Annotated in this window: 15 protein-coding genes; 12 read left to right on the top strand and 3 right to left on the bottom strand. The window is 50.5% G+C overall.

Going from position 1 to position 21,037, the window contains the following annotated elements:
- Positions 1 to 121: 121 nt before the first annotated feature.
- Genes GC097_RS28640 through GC097_RS28630 form a run of 3 tightly spaced genes read right to left on the bottom strand, consistent with a single transcriptional unit; the run spans position 122 to position 3,082 of the window.
- Positions 122 to 1,105: a TIGR03943 family putative permease subunit gene (locus GC097_RS28640; protein WP_171686691.1), complete on the bottom strand. Its 984-nt coding sequence runs from the start codon at positions 1,103 to 1,105 to the stop codon at positions 122 to 124.
- 13 nt (positions 1,106 to 1,118) lie between these two features.
- Positions 1,119 to 2,060: a permease gene (locus GC097_RS28635; protein WP_171686690.1), complete on the bottom strand. Its 942-nt coding sequence runs from the start codon at positions 2,058 to 2,060 to the stop codon at positions 1,119 to 1,121.
- A 14-nt stretch (positions 2,061 to 2,074) separates the two neighbouring features.
- Positions 2,075 to 3,082 carry a CobW family GTP-binding protein gene (locus GC097_RS28630; RefSeq protein WP_171686689.1) on the bottom strand — a complete coding sequence of 336 codons (1,008 nt, stop codon included), beginning with the start codon at positions 3,080 to 3,082 and terminating at the stop codon, positions 2,075 to 2,077.
- A gap of 264 nt (positions 3,083 to 3,346) precedes the next feature.
- Here GC097_RS28630 and GC097_RS28625 point away from each other — a divergent pair, with 264 nt between their 5' ends.
- The 12 genes from GC097_RS28625 (at position 3,347) to GC097_RS28570 (ending at position 20,877) form a co-directional block, all read left to right on the top strand.
- A complete protein-coding gene (locus GC097_RS28625) occupies positions 3,347 to 4,054 on the top strand; it encodes a metal ABC transporter ATP-binding protein (RefSeq protein WP_171686688.1) in 708 nt (235 codons plus the stop codon).
- Positions 4,000 to 4,815: a metal ABC transporter permease gene (locus tag GC097_RS28620; protein WP_171686687.1), complete on the top strand. Its 816-nt coding sequence runs from the start codon at positions 4,000 to 4,002 to the stop codon at positions 4,813 to 4,815. Before GC097_RS28625 ends, GC097_RS28620 begins: the two co-directional genes overlap by 55 nt.
- Position 4,816: 1 nt before the next feature.
- Positions 4,817 to 5,767: a metal ABC transporter substrate-binding protein gene (locus GC097_RS28615; RefSeq protein ID WP_171686686.1), complete on the top strand. Its 951-nt coding sequence runs from the start codon at positions 4,817 to 4,819 to the stop codon at positions 5,765 to 5,767.
- A gap of 79 nt (positions 5,768 to 5,846) precedes the next feature.
- Entirely contained in the window at positions 5,847 to 7,064 is a 1,218-nt protein-coding gene (locus tag GC097_RS28610) for a GTP-binding protein (RefSeq protein ID WP_171686685.1), read from the top strand.
- A 309-nt stretch (positions 7,065 to 7,373) separates the two neighbouring features.
- On the top strand, positions 7,374 to 8,285 hold the full coding sequence (locus tag GC097_RS28605) for an ABC transporter permease (protein WP_246294521.1): 912 nt from the start codon (positions 7,374 to 7,376) through the stop codon (positions 8,283 to 8,285).
- Between the two features lie 19 nt (positions 8,286 to 8,304).
- The gene (locus GC097_RS28600) at positions 8,305 to 9,189 is read left to right on the top strand and encodes a carbohydrate ABC transporter permease (RefSeq protein WP_171686683.1); all 885 of its coding nucleotides are present in this window, start codon (positions 8,305 to 8,307) and stop codon (positions 9,187 to 9,189) included.
- A 49-nt stretch (positions 9,190 to 9,238) separates the two neighbouring features.
- Positions 9,239 to 10,822 (top strand): extracellular solute-binding protein, encoded by a 1,584-nt coding sequence (locus GC097_RS28595; protein ID WP_171686682.1) that lies wholly within the window; start codon positions 9,239 to 9,241, stop codon positions 10,820 to 10,822.
- 220 nt (positions 10,823 to 11,042) lie between these two features.
- A complete protein-coding gene (locus GC097_RS28590) occupies positions 11,043 to 13,385 on the top strand; it encodes an AraC family transcriptional regulator (protein ID WP_171686681.1) in 2,343 nt (780 codons plus the stop codon).
- A gap of 32 nt (positions 13,386 to 13,417) precedes the next feature.
- A complete protein-coding gene (locus GC097_RS28585; protein WP_171686680.1) occupies positions 13,418 to 16,000 on the top strand; it encodes an exo-rhamnogalacturonan lyase family protein in 2,583 nt (860 codons plus the stop codon).
- Positions 16,001 to 16,071: 71 nt separating this feature from the next.
- Positions 16,072 to 16,869 carry a polysaccharide deacetylase family protein gene (locus tag GC097_RS28580; RefSeq protein WP_171686679.1) on the top strand — a complete coding sequence of 266 codons (798 nt, stop codon included), beginning with the start codon at positions 16,072 to 16,074 and terminating at the stop codon, positions 16,867 to 16,869.
- 517 nt (positions 16,870 to 17,386) lie between these two features.
- The gene (locus tag GC097_RS28575; protein WP_171686678.1) at positions 17,387 to 18,655 is read left to right on the top strand and encodes an FG-GAP-like repeat-containing protein; all 1,269 of its coding nucleotides are present in this window, start codon (positions 17,387 to 17,389) and stop codon (positions 18,653 to 18,655) included.
- 11 nt (positions 18,656 to 18,666) lie between these two features.
- Complete coding sequence (locus GC097_RS28570) at positions 18,667 to 20,877, top strand: glycoside hydrolase family 88/105 protein (RefSeq protein ID WP_171686677.1); 2,211 nt, start codon at positions 18,667 to 18,669, stop codon at positions 20,875 to 20,877.
- The last annotated feature ends 160 nt before the right edge of the window (positions 20,878 to 21,037 follow it).

Below are 21,037 nucleotides of genomic sequence, written 5' to 3'. Positions count from 1 at the left end.
ACGAGAAATCGACAAGTTTCGCCACATTTGAACTTCTATTATATACCAAATTTCCTGTAAAAACAGTACCCTACCACACGTAGTTTTCAAGAGTCCGTTAATGAAGATTTCATTACAGAGCTTAGTTAAGCTCTTTCAGCGGCTCAAAGTTCGGATAAATATAGGGTGAGCTTGGTGCTGCGATCTTTTCAATGTTAGTAGCTTTGATGACGAAAATATCGTTGTCATTGTAGCTGCCATTTTGAATAGTACCGGTGACCTTGACCCACATGTCTTTGGGGTAAGTCTGAGCTGTAGGGAAGTCGATCATGACACCGTAGGGCGTAGCATCCGCGGAACAGCAGCTAACGGCAAACCGCCCAACGACAAATTGATTGCTTGGCATGTTGTCTTCACGATAGACAAAGCCGGAGAGTTCAATTTTTTTACCGATAAAATTTTGTTTAAAAAGGTCAATCGACGAAAGGATTTCCATGTAGATTTCCGGTTTTACGACGATGGTATCCTTTTTATAAAGAATCATGCCGATTTTGGCAAAATCTTCGTCCCATTCGTTGTCCGCGTGGAATAATTTCTGCAGGTCGGCATCTGTTTCCGCGACAGCTGGCGTCTCCGAATTGGAAACGGATGGGGCTATTGCAGGCGCAGGCGTGGAAGCGGGAGCAGCCGTTTCTCCTTGGCCGGACGGATTTTCACCTGAGGGTATACTTGGCTTCGTGATCGATGTTTTGGCAGCGGAAAGATTCATCCCTTTGGCAGCAACCATCGCAGAGCTTAAGGCCGTATCCGGGAGCAGAAAGCCAATTAACAGCGGCAAAATTAGCAGCCCATAGGCAGCAGTATTACGCCATGCTGAGCGGGAAACAGGCTGTTCACATTCACAGGTTACCGGTTTCCCCCAATAGGCACGCAATGCCATATAACCTTGAAAGCAGGCAATGATATATAACACGACAGCAGCAACTTTTACAAAAATCATCATTCGCGGTGCTATGTAAAATTGGAGAGCGTCTGATTTGGCAAGGACCACGATATAGCTGGAAAATCCGAGCAAAATCAAGGTGCGAAAAAAATAATGAAAACTGATTAAGCGAACCTGACTCATGGGCATTCCTCCATCATAGCAAAAATAAATGTTCAAAAAGCAGTGAGCAAGCGAGCACCGTGATGATAATGAGCACAGAAAGAATGAGCACAAATTTGGATTTAAATACGGAGAGCAGCATGAGCGTGCTTTTGAAATCTAACATGGGACCAAATACTAAAAATGTAAGCAGAGAGCCGGATGTAAACGATGTCTGAAAAGATGAAGCTACGAATGCATCCGAGGTAGAGCATAAAGAAAGAATGTAGGCGAAACCCATCATAAACAAATGAGAGCTGAGCGGACCTTGGCCGATCGCAAGGAGACTTTCGCGCTGCATAAAAATTTGAATGAGTGCCGTAAGCATGGAACCGAAGACAAGATATTTGCCCATTTCGAAAAACTCATTGGAGGCATGTACGAAAAAGGTGTTGATTTTGCTGGAAATGCCTCCTCCTTGATGCTGATGACCTTCCCAATCTTCTTGATTCGAAAAGTTGGCGCGGCTGTTGCGCAGCGGATTGCGTTTGATAAACCGGTAGAGGATAAGTCCGATGATAACAGCCGCGGCAAAAGCCAGCCCCATCCGGGAATAGGCGATAGTAGGATGATTGCGGAATGCCATGAATGTCGCTGCAAAAACAACAGGGTTAATAATAGGCCCCGTAATAATGAAGACGACGGCAATGTAGACAGGCATTCCTTTGAGTATAAGCCTTCGTACAACGGGAATCATACCGCATTCGCACATCGGGAAAAGGATGCCGAGCAAGCAGGCAAACAAAATGCCGAGGATAGGGTTCTTCGGAATAAACCGGCGAATGGTTTGTTCAGATACAAACGTTTGCAGCAGCGACGAGAGCAGCACGCCAAGAATAATGAAGGGAATGGCTTCCAGCAGGATGCTGACAAAAATAGTTTTAAATGATTGCATTTGTTCGGTTTGCAGGAAATGAGCCAGAGAAACACTTGGCATAATGAGAAAACTCCTTACTGATAATTATTCCAGTCATCTTCAAGAGAATGCCTGTCCAGATCAAGGCCTATGAGGATCAGATAAGGCGTCCCTTGAAAAGCAGTCGGCTGCCAATGGGTGCGGTTGCCTGCAAATTGCATAAGATAAGCTTCGCGTTTATCGCCATTGCCGATTCGCAAATACCCTTTAGCCCGCAGAAGCGTCTTCCTCCATTTTGCCAAATAAAGTTCCACGGAGCGTTTTGTAATCAGTCGATCATCCTCAATGGGGATGGCAAGGGTTTGGATACGTGAGAAAGAAGCTGGACGTTCGGCCGTCTTGTTCGGTTCTTTTATCGTTTTCACAGCCTGCAGGCCCATGTTTTTGTTAAAAACGAGTGAGCTTGACGGCTGCTGCTGCCTGGATGACAGACCGCCGAAAATAAAGTTTAAATCAAACAGGCTGTGCGTCGTGTGCAATAATAGGGAGCGTTCATTGGATTTACGAACTGTTTTTTCGATGGACTTTAACTGCTTGTCTGTGACCAGATCGGTTTTATTAAGCAAAAGCAGGTCGGCCACTTCCATCTGTCTTCTAAGCGTATGAACGAGCTCCCGGTCCGATGCGAAAATACTGTTATATTCAAGCACGTGCTCAGCATCAAGCACAGTGACTACCTGATGAAGCTTCACATGAGGAAGCAGCGCAGGCTCAGTTAGCGCATCGACGATTTCTTCCGGGTTCGCGACACCTGTCAGTTCGATGAGAATGACGTCCGGTTTGCGCATTAACAGTTGTTTAATGGAACCGCTAATATCGCTTTTTTTGCTGCAGCAGATACAGCCATCGAGCAGTTTGGCCAGGTTAAGATCGGGAGAAGCCTCTTGCAGAAGGTGTCCGTCGACATCTTGCTTCCCTAACTCATTCATCAGAACCGCAGGCAAAAGTTGAAAGGCGGCGGCTTCCCGGAGCATGCGAAGAAGCAGGGTCGTTTTACCGCTGCCTAGAAATCCGCTGATTACGATGACGGGCACTTTACTCATAGAGGACTCCTTTGCTATCATTTATAAATGTAATTATTACGAATTAAATTGTAGTATAAAAGATGAATCCCTGCAAGGCTAAAGATTTCGTTGTTGACATCGTCATACAAAGAGGATATATTTGTCGTTGTAAACGTAAATATTACTATTAACGGCTGTTGTTCGTAAAAATTACAGGTGGCAATCATCGATTAGCTGCTGAGGGCATTCTTTTTTTGATGTTAATTCGTAATTCTTACATATAAATCAAAGGGGTTTGTGCGAATGTTAGTTGCTTCATTAAATCAGGTGGAATTTGGCTATAACGACATTCCCTGTCTGGAAGATGCTAATGTGGAGATCCAGTCCGGCGAGTTTGTAGTCGTGACGGGTCCTAACGGCGCAGCGAAGTCAACGCTGCTGAAGCTCATGTTGGGTTTAATTGAGCCATGGAAAGGGAGCGTCTTTCTTTCGCCAAAGAATATTGAGGGGAAGAAGCTTCGGGTAGGCTACGTTTCGCAGCAAATTGCAGCTTTTAACAGCGGGTTCCCAAGCACGATTCTTGAGTTTGTTCGTTCAGGCAGATACGCAAGCGGACCGTGGCTCCGTAAACTTTGTTCGGAAGACGATATGTTGACAGAGGCGGCGCTTCGGCAGGTAGGCATGTGGGATTTGCGAAAACGCAAAATTGGCGAGCTTTCTGGCGGCCAGAAGCAGCGAATATGCATTGCCAGAGCTCTTGCGCAAGAGCCGGATATGCTGGTGCTCGACGAACCGACGACGGGAATGGATCAAGATAGCCGGTTCAAGTTTTACGAACTGATGCATGGTCAAGTGAGAGATCACATGCGGACCGTTGTTATGGTGACGCACAATCTTGCCGAAGTAGCCCCTTATCTGGACCGGATGATTGAGTTGGAGAGAAGGGAGGAAGGCGGATGGAAATGCTGCACTACGACTTCATGCAGCGGGCATTTTGTGCCGGTGGGTTAATTGCCGTCATCGCTTCAGTTCTCGGTGTGTATTTGATGCTGCGGAGACAAGCGCTCATGGCCGACATGCTTTCCCATGTCTCCTTGGCCGGTGTGGCGGGCGGCGCTTATCTGCACATCAACCCTACCATAGCCGGATTTGTCGTAGCGACCTTGGGAGCGATAGCCGTTGAATATGTGAGGAGGTCCTATAAATCGTACAGTGAGATTTCTGTCGCGATTATTATGGTTGGAGGCTTGTCTTCCGCTGTGATTATCATGAGTCTCAACCAAAGTATCAACAAGGGATTTTCCGCCTACTTATTTGGTTCTGTTGTCGCCGTGAACGAAACGGAGCTTGGGCTCATGCTCGCCGTTGCCCTCGTCGGCGGTTTGTTCTTCGTGCTGTTTCGCCGGCCGCTGTATCAAATTACGTTCGATGAAGATACAGCCAAAACGAATGGACTGCCGGTGAAATGGATCTCGCTTGGCTTTAGCGTCATAACCGGCATGATTGTAGCCGCAGCTATGCCTATCGTTGGCGTGCTGCTGGTTTCCGCACTTATCATTCTTCCTGCTGCACTAGCTATCCGCATTGCGCCTAGCTTCACTTCGTCCCTGTTTATCGCGATGGGGATCGGACTGTTTGGCGTGTTTTCCGGGCTCACGGCTTCTTATGAACTGAGCACACCGCCGGGCGGGACGATAGCGATTCTATTATTAATCATTTTGCTTGCCGGCTTAGGCATCAAAAAATTCATACCTAAATGGAGGATTCAATAACATGAAACAATCTTGGCTAGTCAAATCACTCGCTTTCACCGCTTTATCAACGCTGCTGTTATCAGGCTGTGCCGCTAGTTCTTCTTCAAGCAATGGGAAACTTAGCGTGGTGACAACCTTTTATCCGATGTATGAATTCACCAAACAAGTAGCCGGCGATCATGCTGAGGTCATTGCCTTAATCCCTGCCGGTGCGGAACCGCATGATTGGGAGCCCAGCGCCAAAGATATGAAAAAAGTGAAGAATGCAGATGTGTTCGTTTACAACGGAATCGTTGAAGGCTGGGCGGAACAAGCGCTTTCGAGTGCAGGAAATCAGAAGCGGGTTGTCGTTGAAGCAAGCAAAGGCATCGAACTAATGGAAGGATTACCGGAGGAAGATGAGGATCATAAGGACAAAGACCATAAAGAGGCGGCTGAAGGCAAAAAGATGGATCCCCATGTCTGGTTAGATCCGGCGCTTGCGCAAAAAGAAGTGGAATCCATTGCAGCCGGCTTGTCTCAAGCGGATCCAGCGCACAAAGAGGATTACCGAAAAAATGCGGATGTATATATCGGGAAGCTTAAAGCATTGGATGAAAACTACCGTACAAGTCTTGGACAAGTGAAGCAGAAAGATTTCGTCACACAGCACGCGGCATTCGGTTATTTGGCCAAACAATATGGACTTACGCAAGTGCCAATCGCCGGACTTTCTCCTGAAGAAGAACCGTCCCCTGCCCAAATGGCCGATATTATTACATTTGCGAAAGCAAACCAAGTGAAAACGATTTTCTTTGAAACTTTAGTCGATCCGAAAGTAGCCCAAACCATCGCCAAAGAACTCAATGCGAAAACGGCTGTGCTGAATCCTTTGGAAGGATTGACGGATGAAGAAAAGAAGCAAAACTTGGATTACATCGGTATTATGACCAATAACCTGGAAGCATTAAAGAAAGCGTTGAATGAATAAAAGATACATCAGCAAACCGTCGGTTTGCTTGTTAATTCCGTATAAATCGTAAGAATTACAAATTAAAAGGAGAATCACGATGTCAGACCATAAAATTCCCGTCACCGTTCTAAGCGGTTATTTAGGAGCAGGCAAAACAACCTTGTTAAACCATGTCTTACATAATCGCGACGGCCTGCGAGTTGCCGTAATTGTCAATGATTTAAGCGAGGTCAATATCGATGCGGGGCTGATTCGGGAGGGCAACGGATTGTCACGGACGAATGAGAGCTTGGTTGAAATGTCCAACGGCTGTATCTGCTGCACCTTGCGCGATGATCTGTTGAAAGAAGTGGAGCGGCTTGCCAATGAGAATAAATTCGACTATATCCTGATTGAATCGACCGGTGTCGGCGAGCCGCTGCCGGTAGCCCAAACTTTCACGTATCAGGATGAGGCGCAGGGCATTGACCTCTCTCAATTTTGTCGTTTGGACAGTATGGTAACCGTTGTAGACGCCTACCGCTTCTGGACGGACTATTCCTCGGGAGAAACGCTGCTTGATCGAAGCCAAGCCGTTGGCGAAGAGGACACAAGGGAAGTTGTGGATCTTCTGATTGATCAAATTGAATTCTGCGACATCCTGATTTTGAATAAATGCGATATGTTGGATGAAGATGAACTGAACGAGCTGGAAGGCGTTCTGCGCACGCTGCAGCCTAGAGCCAAATTTATTCGTTCCGTCCATGGGCGGGTGGCGGCTGCGGAAATTTTGAATACGCATCTGTTTAATTTCGATGAGGCTAGCACATCCGCCGGCTGGATGAAGGAAATGGCGAAGGAAAGCCATACGCCGGAAACCGAAGAATATGGCATTTCCTCCTTCGTCTACGAAAGAGTTCGGCCCTTCGAGCCTTCGCGGCTGATGAGATGGATGGAAGATTGGCCTGCGGAAATCGTTAGAGCCAAAGGGATGATGTGGCTGGCTACCCGAAATGATTATGCGCAGAACCTGAGCCAGGCAGGACCTTCTGTTCGCTTCGGACCCGCAGGATATTGGGTGTCTGCACTTCCCGATGCGGAAAGAGAAGCTGTACTTGAAGAGGATGCTGATCTCATTACGCATTGGGACGCTGTTTATGGGGATCGCATCAATAAAGTCGTATTTATCGGCATGGAAATGGATCGGGCTGAAATTGTGGCTTCTTTGGATGCCTGCTTATTAACCGATGACGAAATGCTCGGGGATTGGAACCGTTTTGAAGATAAACTGCCGAATGCCATTATGGAGTTAGAGGAAGCTTGTCCATTGCCGTAATGCGAAGCCGGGAAAAAGTGAATAGAGTGTTCAAGGAGCTAAGCAGCTTATACGTGCTTAGCTTCTTTGTTTTTTGGCCTCTTCTGGGGGATTTCAACAGTTTTATCGGGTTTGCATTATTTTGTTTTGGGCGCAAACAGCGTGTTGGAAAGGCTTACAAAAATGTCCGATTGGCGGAAAATGCGCCAAGCCGCATACTGAATCTACACCGCTCGCGAGGCGATCAACTACTTGGAGGTGAAGAGGATGAAACGGGCAGCTGCACCTCATCCATTAGAAATTGCGCAACCCGCTACCCGTGAGCAAGCAATGCGCCGTTCCACGGTAATGGGACGATTGATCAAGGACAAATGGTTGTACTTGCTCTTAGCTCCGGGGTTGTTATATTTCATCATTTTCAAATATGTCCCGATGTGGGGCGTACTGCTTGCTTTTAAAAACTATCAGCCCTTCATAGGCTTTTGGAAAAGCGACTGGGTGGGGTTGGAGCATTTCCGTGTTTTTTTCACAAACCCTGAATTTTTCATGCTGCTTCGCAACACGCTTTTGCTTTCGTTATATAATTTGCTGTTTTTCTTCCCGGCACCGATCGTGTTGGCGCTGCTCTTAAATGAAGTGCGCTTGGCGATTTTCAAGAGAACCGTTCAGACGCTGATCTATGTGCCGCATTTTATATCCTTAGTTATCGTGGCCAGCTTGACGTATGTGTTTCTTACCACGCAAGGCGGGATTGTCAATGAAATGCTGCAGGAGCACACGGGTGCGAAAATCGATTTTCTGGCCAGTCCCCAGTGGTTCCGACCGATGATTATTATTCAAACGATATGGAAGGAATGCGGATTCGGCACGATCATTTTCCTTGCGGCTCTGGCGGGTGTTGACGTCGAACAATACGAGGCTGCCGTTATGGACGGGGCAAACCGCTTTCGCCAGATGTGGCATATTACGCTGCCTTCCATTCGAAGTACGATTGTCATTCTCCTCATTCTACGGATGGGGCAAGTCATGGATAACGGTTTCGAGCAAATTTTCTTGATGCTCAATCCTTTGAACAGGGAGACGGCGGAAGTATTCGATACTTACGTCTATATGATGGGGATTACGCAAGGCGCGTTCAGTTACAGCACAGCGGTGGGCTTATTTAAAGCTATCGTCGGCGTTATCCTCGTTCTCGGCACGAACTGGCTGGCAAAGCGCTTCGGCCAACCCGGGATTTACTAGCTGAAGGAGGAGAGGCACATTGTCTAAAAAATACAGAAGTTTCTCAGGAACCCTATTCGATGTAAGCAACTATATCCTGCTCGGTATTATCGGTATCGTGGCCATTCTACCCTTCATCTATGTGGTGGCCGGTTCGTTCGCTACGGATACGGAGTTAACGCAAAGAGCGGTCTTTCTGATTCCCAAAACGTTTTCCTTATCGGCTTACCAGTTTATTTTTTCAACGGATACGATTCTGAAAAGTATTTGGGTGTCGCTTTACGTAACGATCGTAGGTACAATCGTCAACCTGTTTTTTACCGTAACCATGGCCTACGCTCTATCCAAAAAAGGGCTTATGGGCCGAAATACTGTATTAAATATGATTGTTTTCTCGATGCTCTTCGGCGGCGGTCTGATTCCGACTTATATCGTTATTCGCGAACTGCATATGCTCGATACGTTTTGGGCTTTGATGATTCCCGGAGCCATCAGCGCCTTTAATTTGATCATCGTCAAAAACTTTTTTCAGGAGCTCCCGCAAGAGCTGGAGGAAGCGGCCAAAATCGACGGCTGCACGGAGCTCGGTCTGCTCTGGCGCATTGTTCTTCCGTTATCCATGCCGGTGCTGGCCACATTCACTTTGTTTTATGCGGTCGGCCACTGGAATAACTTCTTCTCGGCCCTGCTGTACATCAACGATCCGGCCAAATGGCCGCTTCAGGTCATGCTGAGACAAATCGTGCTGCTGTCGCAAATGGCGGCCGGCGATATGAGCACGGTCGATCCGCAGTTCGTGAAACAACAGGAGCAGCCGATCAAAATGGCGGTTATCGTTGTCGGCACCATCCCTATTTTGCTCGTCTATCCGTTCCTGCAAAAGCATTTTGCCAAGGGGGTCCTTATTGGATCGGTCAAAGGGTAAACGGATTGCGATAATGTATTAGTTTCTATTTTAAAGGAGGAGCGATCACATGAAAAAGAACTCAAAAAAATGGATTTCCGTTGCAGCAGTCAGTACGATGGCAATGACAACAATAGTAGGCTGCAGCAGCGGAGGGAAGGAAGCAGCAACCACTCCTTCGGCAGCGGCATCGTCCGCTCCGGCAGTCGCTACTCCTGCACAGCAGCAAGCACCGCTGGATCTTACGCTCATGCTCCCGATTTTCAAAACGAACTTCCCGAAAGACGATGGTCCCGTTGTAACGGAAATTGAGAAAAGGACCAATACGAATATCCACCTGGAGTGGGTGCCGAACGCATCTTATCCGGATAAATTCAACATCACACTCGCTTCCGGCAAGCTGCCCAGCATCATTTATGTGCCTGATGTGAAAAATCCGAGCTTTGTGAATGCGGCGAAGTCCGGCGCGTTCTGGGAAGTCGGCAAGTATTTGAAGGATTTCCCGTCCCTAAGTCAGGCGAACTCCGTCATTATGAACAACTCCTCCATCGATGGCAAAAACTACGGTGTTTACCGCGGACGCGCGCTTGGCCGAAACGGCATCAACTACCGTAAAGACTGGTTGGAAGCGGTCGGCATGCAGCCGCCAAAAACAATCGACGATTTCTACAACATGTTGAAAGCGTTTAAAGAGAAAGATCCGGATAAGAACGGCAAGGATGACACTTACGGTATGGTCATGGTGAAATGGACCGGTCAGTGGGCAAGCAGCTTTGACATTATTAAGCTTTGGTTCGGTTCTCCGAACAAATGGGGTGTTGTGGATGGCAAGCTGATGCCGGAGCATCAAACTGCGGAATATCTGGAAGCGTTGAAATTTATGAAAAAGCTGTATGATGAGAAGTTGATCAACCAGGACTTTGCCGTATTCGATTCGGCGAAATGGAACGATCCTGTCGTCAATAATCAAGCCGGCGTTATCATTGACGTTACGGACAATGCGGCGCGATTGGACGATAAAATCCACCAGGTGCTTGCGAAGGAAGGCAAGGACAAGCCGGACGTTCACTATATTGATAACATGATTGGCGTCACCGGCAAAGCAGGTCTCAAAGCACTGCCTACTTCCGGTTTCGCAGGCGTGCTCGCCATTCCGAAATCGTCCGTGAAAACGGAAGACGATTTGAAGCGCGTGCTGAAATTCCTGGATCAAATGAATTCACCGGAGCTCACCACAATAGCCGGATACGGTTTGGAAGGCAAGCACTATACGAAGGAAGGCGACGCCATTGTGCCTAGCAAAGATACAGCGCTTCTGGAGTCTGAAGTTGAAGGCTTGAACCAAATGCTGCCGTTCATTCCGGAAGATCGCGGGCTGAAAGTGAAACAAACGCCGCTTCGCCTGCAAACGACGAAAATTCAAAAAGAAGCGGAGCAGTTTATCGTGGCTAACCCTGCGGAGCCGTTTATTTCCCAAGTATACTCGCAAAAAGGCCAGCAGCTCGATAACATTGTCAACGATGCGCGAATCAAATTCATCGTCGGTCAAACGGACGAGGCTGGGTTGAAAGCTGCATTTGAGACTTGGAAGAAATCGGGTGGAGACGACCTTGTGAAAGAAATGAACGAACTTTATGCCGCTGTGAAAAAGTAATAGCCGAATAGTCTAGGCGAGGAGCCGCATTCAGGCACTCAGGTTCCGCTTGTTGACTGGCGGGACTTGGGTGCCTTACTTGCAGGATACAACAGTAAGAAGTCGGAAAAGTATGGGAAAAACTCTGAAATTTAACTTCCTCCCGTCTTGTTTCCGTTATAAGCTCGAAGTTATAGCGTCATTCGCTTGAAGGTAAACTAACGAATGGGTTGGTGAGAGCATGCTCCTAAGCGCCGTAAAAGCAAGATTCGGTAAAATGCAGGGCCGGACGGATGGCGGAAAAGGCCGCTTTTTTAGAAAAAGCCTGATCATGATTTTTATCGTTTCCGGCATTCCGGGACTCATTATGGGCGCATTGGTGTATTGGATCGCCGGCGGGCGCGTTGAAAGCGAGCTGCTGCAGCTGCATTACAGGCAAATCGAACAACGTTCCCAAAACATGGACGACCAACTGAGCAACCTGGAGCTGCTGCTATCCCACTGGGCGTTTGACAATAAATTCGATTACAGCTTGAACGGTTTCAACTTCGTGAGAAATTTCGAAAGAACGCAGGATATTACGAGAACGCTTATCGCGATGCAGGGCTCCAATGCGCTGGTGAAGAAGGCGGAGCTGTATATCGGCGGTTCGAGCTCCGTTCTTTTTAATCCGGAATATACCGTGCTCGATAACCAGACTTCATCCGGCATGTACGATAAGCTGATTCACGGCAAACATATTACCTACTGGACACAGTGGGCATTCGATACGAGCCACCCCGATACGAAGGATTTAACGCTTGTTCACCATATTCCGGGGGGCAGCTTGCAGCCTTTTGGCGTGCTGGTGTTTCGATTTGATAATGAGAAAATTGCTAACCTGCTGAAAACGATGACGCCATACGATGATGGGGAAACCTTTTTGCTGCAAAATGCCGGCGAGCTTTATGTCTCTGCTAGCGGAAGCGCTTCCAATTCTCCTTTCGTCATGGCCTTACGGGAAAAAATCGACTCTTTGGGCTCCCCCAAAGGCTCCTTCTTTTTAGATTATAAAGGGACGACCTACACGGTATCCTATGGCAGCTTGTCCAGAATCGCGGACGATTGGACGTATGTATCGGCATCTCCGATTACGAGCATCATCAAGCCTGTGGTGTTTATTTCCAAGCTGATCATCACCGTAAGTCTGGTCGCGCTCCTGCTGGCGGCTCTGCTCTCCTGGCTGGCGTCGCGTCGCATTTATTTGCCTGTCAAACGGCTCGTCACCCTGCTTGGCAGCCATGCGAACTGGGCCGGCCGGGAAGATGAGTTCAGCTTGATCGAAAAACAGTGGCAAAGCCTGCATAAAGAAAGCCTTGAGCTGAACACCAAGCTTGCGGAGCAGCTGCCACACGTAAAAGACAGCTTTTTGCACCAATTGCTGCAGGGCTACCTGAACGATTACTCCGAGGAAGATTTGCTGCGCCGCATGGAGCGGTTTAAATGGGATGTGAGAAATCGGCAATTTACTGTGCTGTATGTCCAGTTAGTCGGTATGGCCAGTATGGATGCGACATTCCGCCATGGCGACGAGGGGCTTGTAACGTTTGCGGCTGTCAACATGATCAAGGAACTTGCTTCCTGCCATTTCGAGCAGTGCGACACGCTGAATTTTCATGACCTCACAGCCGGACTCCTGCTCATCACACCGGAAAATCAATCCCTCGCGGGAGCGTTTGAAACGTTCAGTGAAGAATTGACGCAGTCTATCAACCGCATTCTGAAAATGCGCGTAACCATCGCGATCTCTCGTCCCGTTTCGTCCGTTTCGGATGTTCCGCTTGCTTTTGACAGGACGAAACAGGCAGTCAGCTACCGCTATTTTGAAAATGCAAACCAGATCATCGATATGGAGAAGGATTATCTCGAAGGCGATGAGGCTGCGGAGCCGCAATACCCGTTTGCGCTGGAGCGGGAGCTGATTCAGGCGCTTCGTACTGGCCGGGACGACGATGCGCACGCCATGCTGGCATCGTTCCTTGAAGCGCTTTCCTGCAAAGGAGCGAAGGAAATTGACGTGCAGCAAGGCATGCTGCATTTGCTTGGCAATGTCCAACACGCCATTATGGTGTCTGGCATTAACCCGAACCGGCTGTTTAAAGGGGCAAATTTGTATGAGCAGCTTTCCCAGATCCGGGAGCCTCAACGGATTCTGAAATGGTTCCAGGATAAGGTGATCGTCCCTTTCCAGAAGGAGCTGACAGGCCGCTCCGATGCACAGGTCAAGCGCATGATCGAGCAAGCGATGATTTATTTGCAGCAAAATTATATGAACGATATTTCTCTCGACAACTGTGCGGATCATACCGGCACCAACCCTTTTTTCCTCAGCAAGACGTTCAAACAGGTCACGGGAAAAAACTTTATCGACTACTTAACGGAGCTGCGTTTGGAGAAAGCGAAAGAACTTTTGCGCGAGTCTGAAATGAGGATCAGCGATGTCGCCGATCAAGTCGGCTATCAGCATAGTTATTTTAACCGGATTTTTAAAAAGCTGGAGGGCATGACGCCGACCCGCTACCGGGAGCTTAGCCGAAGCTCCTGAACCGATGAATCATAAGGGAGATGCATATAGATATGGCAACGGAAATGAAAGTGAAGCTGCACTGGTTATCGAAGGACACTATGGCGTCCATGCCGGTCGGCGTGACTTGGGGAATACCGTGGAGGGAGGGCGAGCTGCGCCGGTCGGAGTCCTTGCTTCTAGCGGGAGCAGGCGGCGAGAGCATCATCCCGCTGCAAAGCTGGCCGACAGCTTATTGGCCGGATGGCAGTGTCAAATGGTCGGCCCATGCGGCGGCAGTTCCAGACGGTTCGATAGACAACTTCTCCATTGTCAAAGGAAGCGGGCCTGCTCCGGACAGCGGTGTCATCGTTCGAGAGACGGACGATACGATTACGCTGGATACGGGAGTTATGGTTTGCACGCTGGGCAAACAGGGTGGGTATTGGCTTCGCAGCATTGTCCGCCAAGGAGCCGAAGTGTGCAGCGGAGGCGATTTGATCTGCTTGAAGGAAGCTCGCACAGAAGTGTCCGGGACTCGGACGCTTACGGAGGAGCCGTTCGAGAGCCGCATCCATCAGGCGGTTGTGGAGCAGGACGGCCCGGTCCGTGCCGTGGTGAAGCTCAGCGGCAGGCACCGCGCGGTGAACGGATCGCGGGAATGGCTGCCTTTTTCGCTGCGGCTGTATGTCTACGCAGGCCTTGAGTCAATCCGGCTTGTTCATACGTTCCACTATGACGGCAACCCGAACGAGGATTATATCAAAGGGCTTGGCATCCGTTTCAAGGTGCCGATGCGGGGTGCTCACTATAACCGGCATGTCCGCTTTGCCGGGGATAACGGGTACTTCAGCGAATCGCCGAAGACGCTGCATACGCGGCGGACGAAGGGGAAGTACCGGGAGCTTTTTGAGCGCCAGACACTAGGCAAGGAGGTTGTCTTTGACCCGCAGGATGACGCTTATTTCTTAAGCTTGCTGGATGATTCGGCAACGTGGAACAATTTTAAGCTGGTTCAGGATTCGTCGGACCACTACCGGATCTGGAAGCAGACGAAAGCGTCCTGCAGCTGGGTGAAGGTGACGGATGGGCGGCGTGCAGGCGGGCTCGGCTACGTTGGCGGTGAAGGCGGCGGCTTGGCTGCCGGGCTGCGCAACTTTTGGGAGAAGCACCCATCCGGCTTTGATGTGCACGGCATGGCAGAGGCGGAAGCGTCATTGACGGTGTGGCTGTGGTCGCCGGACTGTGCGCCGATGGATCTCCGCCATTACGATACCGAAACGCATGTGGAGTCGTCCTATGAGGGCGCGGAGGAGCTTCGGGCCACGCCGTACGGCATCGCGAATACGAGCGAGATGACGCTGTGGAGCCTGGCTGCCGCACCAAGTCCCGAGCTGCTGGATAGCATGTTGGCGCAGACGCAAGACCCATCTATGCTCGTCTGCGAACCGGAACATTATCATGCGGCTCATGCCTTTGGCTATTGGAGCCTTCCTGATCGGAGCAGCCCGGTGAAGGCAGCGCTGGAGCAGCGATTGGATGGCATCATTGCCTTTTACCAGGATGAGGTGGAGCAGCGCAAATGGTACGGTTTCTGGGACTTTGGCGATTATATGCATAGCTATGACCCGGTCCGGCACGTATGGAACTACGATCTCGGCGGCTGCGCCTGGCAAAATACCGAGCTGGCGCCCAATATGTGGCTGTGGATCATGTTTCTGCGCTCGGGACGGGACGATATTTTCCGCATGGCGGAGGCGATGACCCGGCACACGAGCGAAGTCGATGTGTACCATTTCGGCGAATATGCCGGGCTTGGCTCGCGGCATAATGTGGTTCATTGGGGCTGCGGCTGCAAAGAAGCCCGCATTGCCATGGCGGGGCTGCACCGCTATTACTATTATTTGACCGCTGACGAGCGGATCGGGGATATGATGGACGAAGTGAAGGATTCGGACTTCACGACGGTCAATTTGGACCCGATGCGGGCCTACTTTCCGAAGGATGAGCACCCGACCCATATTCGTGTAGGCCCCGATTGGGCGGCCTTCAGCTCCAACTGGATGACCCGTTGGGAGCGTTATGAAGACACCGCATACCAGGATAAAATTATGGTGGGAATCGAATGCATCAAAGGCGCGAACTATGGGTTGATCTCCGGTCCAACCTATGGCTACGACCCGAAAACCGGCGTTCTGACGCCGCTTGGCGATGATAACTGGGGGCGGCATTTGGCGATTTGTATGGGCGGCCCGCAGGTATGGTTTGAACTCGCCGGCATGCTGAAAGATCCGAAATGGGAGGAAATGCTAGCCGATTTCGGTGTGTATTATAACAAGTCGCAGGAAGAGAAGGATGAGCTGACGAAAGGAGATATCAGCACCAAGCATTTCGAACACCCTGTGCTTAGTGCGGCGATCGTTGCTTATGGCGCCCACTATAAGCAGGACAAAGAAACAGCACGTACATGCTGGTCCATTCTGCTGGGCAACCCGTTTGCCCGTGTCGATCTGCAAAAAGATTCCGCTGTTGTCTCGCATGTGGATAATCTCAAAGAGATCGATTGGATGAACACGAACGAGGCGGCACAATGGTCATTGAACACGATTATCGCGCTGGAATTCATTCCGGATACGATTCCGGAGGACTATCGCTAGTGGAAGGGGCGAATGACTCCTACTTTCGGCGATGTTATCCGGCGCAGCGACGCGATGAGGAGGATTTATCCATGAAAAGAGTCGTCATGTGTTTTCCCGAAGGGCGTCATAAAGCGCTGACCATGAGCTACGACGATGGCCGAAACGCCGACAAGCGGCTGGTGGACATTTTTAATCGCAGCGGTATTAAAGGTACTTTCCATATCAATTCAGGGTTATTCGGCATGCCGGATCGAGTATCGGAGGAAGAGGTGCGGACGCTTTACGCAGGTCATGAAGTGTCGGCGCATACGCTGACCCATCCGACGATTGCAAGGTGTCCTCAAGAGCTCATCCTTCATGAAGTTCTGGAAGACCGCAAAAATCTGGAACGCATTGTCGGCTATACGGTACGCGGCATGTCCTATCCGAACGGCTCCTACAACCGCCGAATCAAGGAACTGCTGCCGGGGCTCGGCATTGAATACGCAAGAGTCGTTCCCAGCTCAGGTCACTTCGGCATGCCGGACGATTGGCATGAATGGCAGCCGACCTGCCATCATAAACATGAGCTGATGCAACAAGCGGAAACGTTTGTCGGATTGCACAAGACGCAGTATTTGTACCTCATGTACGTATGGGGGCACAGCTACGAATTTGATCAGGACAACAACTGGGACGTTATCGAAAAATTTTGTTCTTATGCCGGCGGCAGGCCCGAAATATGGTATGCAACGAACATGGAGATCGTCGATTATACGAAAGCTTTTGAACAATTGAAATTCTCGGCAGCGATGGATTTCGTGTATAACCCGTCATTCCTGAGCGTTTGGCTCAGCGTTGACGGGCAGCCGCTAGAAGTGAAGGGCGGGGAGCAGAAGCAGCTGTAAAGATGTCATAAAAAGAACTGGCCCCGATTCGGAATCAGTTCTTTTTTGCATCTCAAAGTCAGCCGAAGCCATAATCCCCGTGTAGTCGATCATAGTGGGGGCGTTTCGGTTTAGGGGGAACTACAGGGCTTTATTTTGCCCAAAACAGCCTTTTGGGCGGGGGAGTGGGAACTAGGATCCGCTATTTCGCCATTTTGAGCAGGATGGAGTCACATTTCGCGATATAAGGCCCTGTAGTCCCCTCCAGCTCTTAATATTGGGCTGCTCGTCTAAATAAGGGAATAGAGTTCCCTTGAACGGTGCAGAACTGCAAGTACAGTAAGCCGAGCTTCTCCTTGATTGAAGGGAACGCAGCTGTTGCGAGCAAGAAAGTGGCAACCCGGCAAAAAAATGCATAGTCCCTTTTTGTGCGGTTCAAAAAAGTACGATTGTAGGCAGATGGAATGTTGTTTACGCTGTTTGTGCACGCGTTTATAACGTTTAAACGAGGGACCACCAACACAGGGAGGGATACGGGATGCAACAAACGTTGAAGGAACCACATCTCATTGGAAAAATCGATATTCGGGCGGCGGGTCCCCGCTGCAAAATGCTGCTGGGCGATCTGAACGGAGACGGCCGGATGGAAGTGCTCTTGGTGCAGCCTGACAACCGCCAGGATGTGCGGTACATTCCCCATCAGGTACAGTGCTTGACGGCGTTCGATTTGGAAGGCAATCTGCTTTGGCAAACCGGTAAACCGGACCCCGGAGCTGGAAGTCAAGGCTCGGATTATCCGGCGCAAATTGCCGATATTGACGGTGACGGCCGTTTAGAAGTCTTATGCGTGATGAACGATCGATTCGTCATCTTGGACGGTCAAGACGGACAGGTAAAAGCTATTCATGAGCTGCCTGGCGAGCAGGCTCATGATTGCATCATTGTAGCGAATTTGACCGGCGGGGATAGTGCTGGAGATATTATCCTGAAAGATCGCTACCACACGATGTGGGCGCTCGATCGCGAGTTTAATCTGCTGTGGAAACATGAAGGCAATCCGGGGCATTTTCCATGGGTTTACGATTTCGACGGTGACGGACTCGATGAGGTCATGGCCGGATATGACCTGCTTGATCACGATGGTCGGCTTTTGTGGAGCTGCCGGGATTTGGACGATCACGCAGACTGTATTTGGGTTGGCGACGTCAACGGAGACGGGGAGCCGGAGCTGGTGATCGGCGGCAGTGTCACAGTCATGTATGACCGCCATGGTCAAGAGCTTTGGCGTTATGAAGGCTCGATCGAGTCCCAGCATATCGCACTCGGACGGTTCCGCAGCGACTTGCCGGGACTTCAGATCGCCGGGCTGGATCGTCTCGTGCGTGAAGATGACGGCAAGGGCTTGAAAGGCAAAGACGCGCTGTTTCTTTTGGATAGCGAGGGTCAAGAGATCTGGAAGGAAGACCGCCAGACGGACGGCTGGCTGACCATCATTGAGCCTCTTCGCGGCTGGGAGCAGGGCGCGCCGGATTACATTTTAGCTTATCGGCGCGGTGGCGGCGTGTTTCCAACCTTGTATGACGGTGAGATGAATGCGGTGGTTTCGTTTCCGCTTGAGGGCTATGCCGTACATGCCGATTTGTTCGGCAGCGGAAGCGAGCAAGTAATTATTTTTAATGATGAGTCGATGGCGATTTATGCCAGCCAGCCTCATGATGTGACCGAGAAGCCGTCCGGAACTCCGCTGCCGCAGCCCAAAAGGTTGTCCAGCTCCACGCTGTACCCCGGCGGCGAGATCCCGATCTAATGGAGGAAGCGATGAACAAGAATTCGTATTTTCACCAAAATGAATCGATCGCTGGTAAAGCGAAATCTGACGCGCATATCTTGGCGACCGTTGCCGGAAGGTTTATCGGCGCTAATCCTAAGCATCCGCCGGTTTACCGGATATTCAGGGCGGAGGGCTTCCGGCGCGGGGCGGATTACCGCTACGAAATGGACCTGGCGCTGAGATGGCCGAAGCTGGAGGACGGGCAATTTGTCTACGTATGGGGAAAGCTGTGGAGCGACGGAGAGACTGAGCACCCGTTCAGCGTGAGCTGCTATAGTCCCGTACGAATCTTGGTGAATGGGACGCAGGCCTTTGCATCGAACCTGAATGATGACGTGTTCCCGGATCGAAGCAGCTATTTCCGTGCGGGGCTCGGCAAGGGCTGGAACCACATTGTTCTGGAATTTGTGAAAACCGCAACCGGCTGTGGCGGCAAGTTCGGAACGGGAAGCATAAAAGGCTTCCCGATGCACATTCTTGCCCCTGCAGCGGACCGGGACGGCCAAGAGGGATGGGTGTACAGCAGCCCGCAAACGGCAGCATGGGAAGTCATGCCTGGAGCCGGGGAGGAAAACGGTGCTGATGCAATCCTGGATCAATGGTATCCGCAAATGACATGGACGCCGCAGGAATGGAGTGCCGGGTGCTTTGCGCGAATTTATGGAGAGCGGCGAGGGCAGATCGCTTATGCTTGGACGAAGCTGGAAAATAGAAGCCCGAGTATGCAAACGGTCAGGTTTACAGGAGAGTACCAAGGTCTACTGACCGTGTACTTAAACGGCGCTCCGGTGTATGAGAGGCAAGAGCAGCCGTCCGCAGGTCCGCTGGACCTGATATTTCCGATCCCGTTCGGAATCCACGATCTCGTTGTCCGTTCCACTTGCGCGGGCGCGGCTTGGGGCGTCAGCCTGGAGATCAAAGGTGGAACGGGAGACGCAGCCGTTCCTGTGAGGCGAATCGCCCCTTACCCGGTTGAAGGGCTGCGGGACGGGTGGCTGTATGCGGGGCCTTTTTCCGCTGAGCACGCCCCTCCGCCATCGGTCATCACCCGTATGGATGCAGTGTTCGGCCCAGATGGAGAGCGCACATTCTGGCGTGCCGATATGCCCGGAGCCAGGATACGGCCGTATCTGGAGAATGCCATCTACGGCAAATGGAACTATCCGCTCGGGGTGACGCTTTACGGCATTTTGCGAACAGGCGAAGAGCTCAAGGATCCGCATTATACGAATTATGCCGCCGATCATATCGAACAGTGCACGTCCTTGCACGCCTACAGTGTTTGGGACCAAGAGCAGTATGAATCGCCGGGCGTGAATCACCAATTGGCGCTGATCGACAGTCTGGACGATTGCGGCTCATTCGGTGCGGCTATGCTGGAGGCTCACAAACTCCGGGCGCTGACAGGGGCAGAGGCGGCAGCCGAACGCATAGCCCATTACATCTCGCTGGAGCAGAGCCGCCTTGAGGATGGGACTTTGTACCGGACACGGGGAACGACCGATTTCATGAAGGACACGGTCTGGTGCGACGATTTATATATGAGTACGCCATTTCTCAGCAAGTACTATGAGCTTACAGGCGATTTGGCGTATCTAAATGATGCGGCGAAGCAGTTTTTACATTATAAAAAGCTGATGTTCATACCCGAGCTGGGCATTATGCATCATGTTTTCGATTTTAAATTCGGCAAAGGAAATGGCGTACCTTGGGGGCGGGGCAACGGCTGGGTGCTGTTTTCGTTAACGGAGCTGCTGGCCGTTATGCCGGCCGGGCATGCGGACCGCCCGGCGCTCATGGCTTTTTTCCGCGAGCTGTGCCAAGGCTACAAGCGGTTGCAGGGGACTCAGGGCCTTTGGCATCAAGTGCTGACAGATCCGCAGTCGTATGCGGAGACGTCTTGCACATCGATGTTCATCTACGCTTTCGCCAGAGGCGTCCGGTTCGGCTGGCTGGAAGAGGCAGCTCCGTATGTGGAGGCTGTGCTGAAAGGTTGGGACGGCTTGACGCGCTATGCGATCGACAAATATGGAAACGTGTATGGCGTCTGCCGGGGCTCGGGCTATTCATTTAATAAGCTGTACTACAAGGACCAGCTTTCGTGGCAGCTGAACGATACACATGGAATCGGCATCGTGCTGTTGGCCGGCATCGAGACGATGAAGCTGCGGAAACATGTTTCGGCGTTAAGTGGTTAATGAATCAAAGAAGCGACTGGAGCAAGGCTGCCGTTGATGGAACGGCGGTCTTTTTCCAATTGAAATTTTGCGAAGTATTCTTAGGTTGACCCATTTTAAGAGGGTGCTAAAATAAGGAAGTACATATTTTTATGAAAAATTAAAAATCTCGAAAGACCTG

It is taken from the genome of Paenibacillus planticolens (genome assembly GCF_013141725.1).
GTDB lineage: Bacteria > Bacillota > Bacilli > Paenibacillales > NBRC-103111 > Paenibacillus_E > Paenibacillus_E planticolens.
This window is presented reverse-complemented; position numbering and strand designations above follow the sequence as displayed.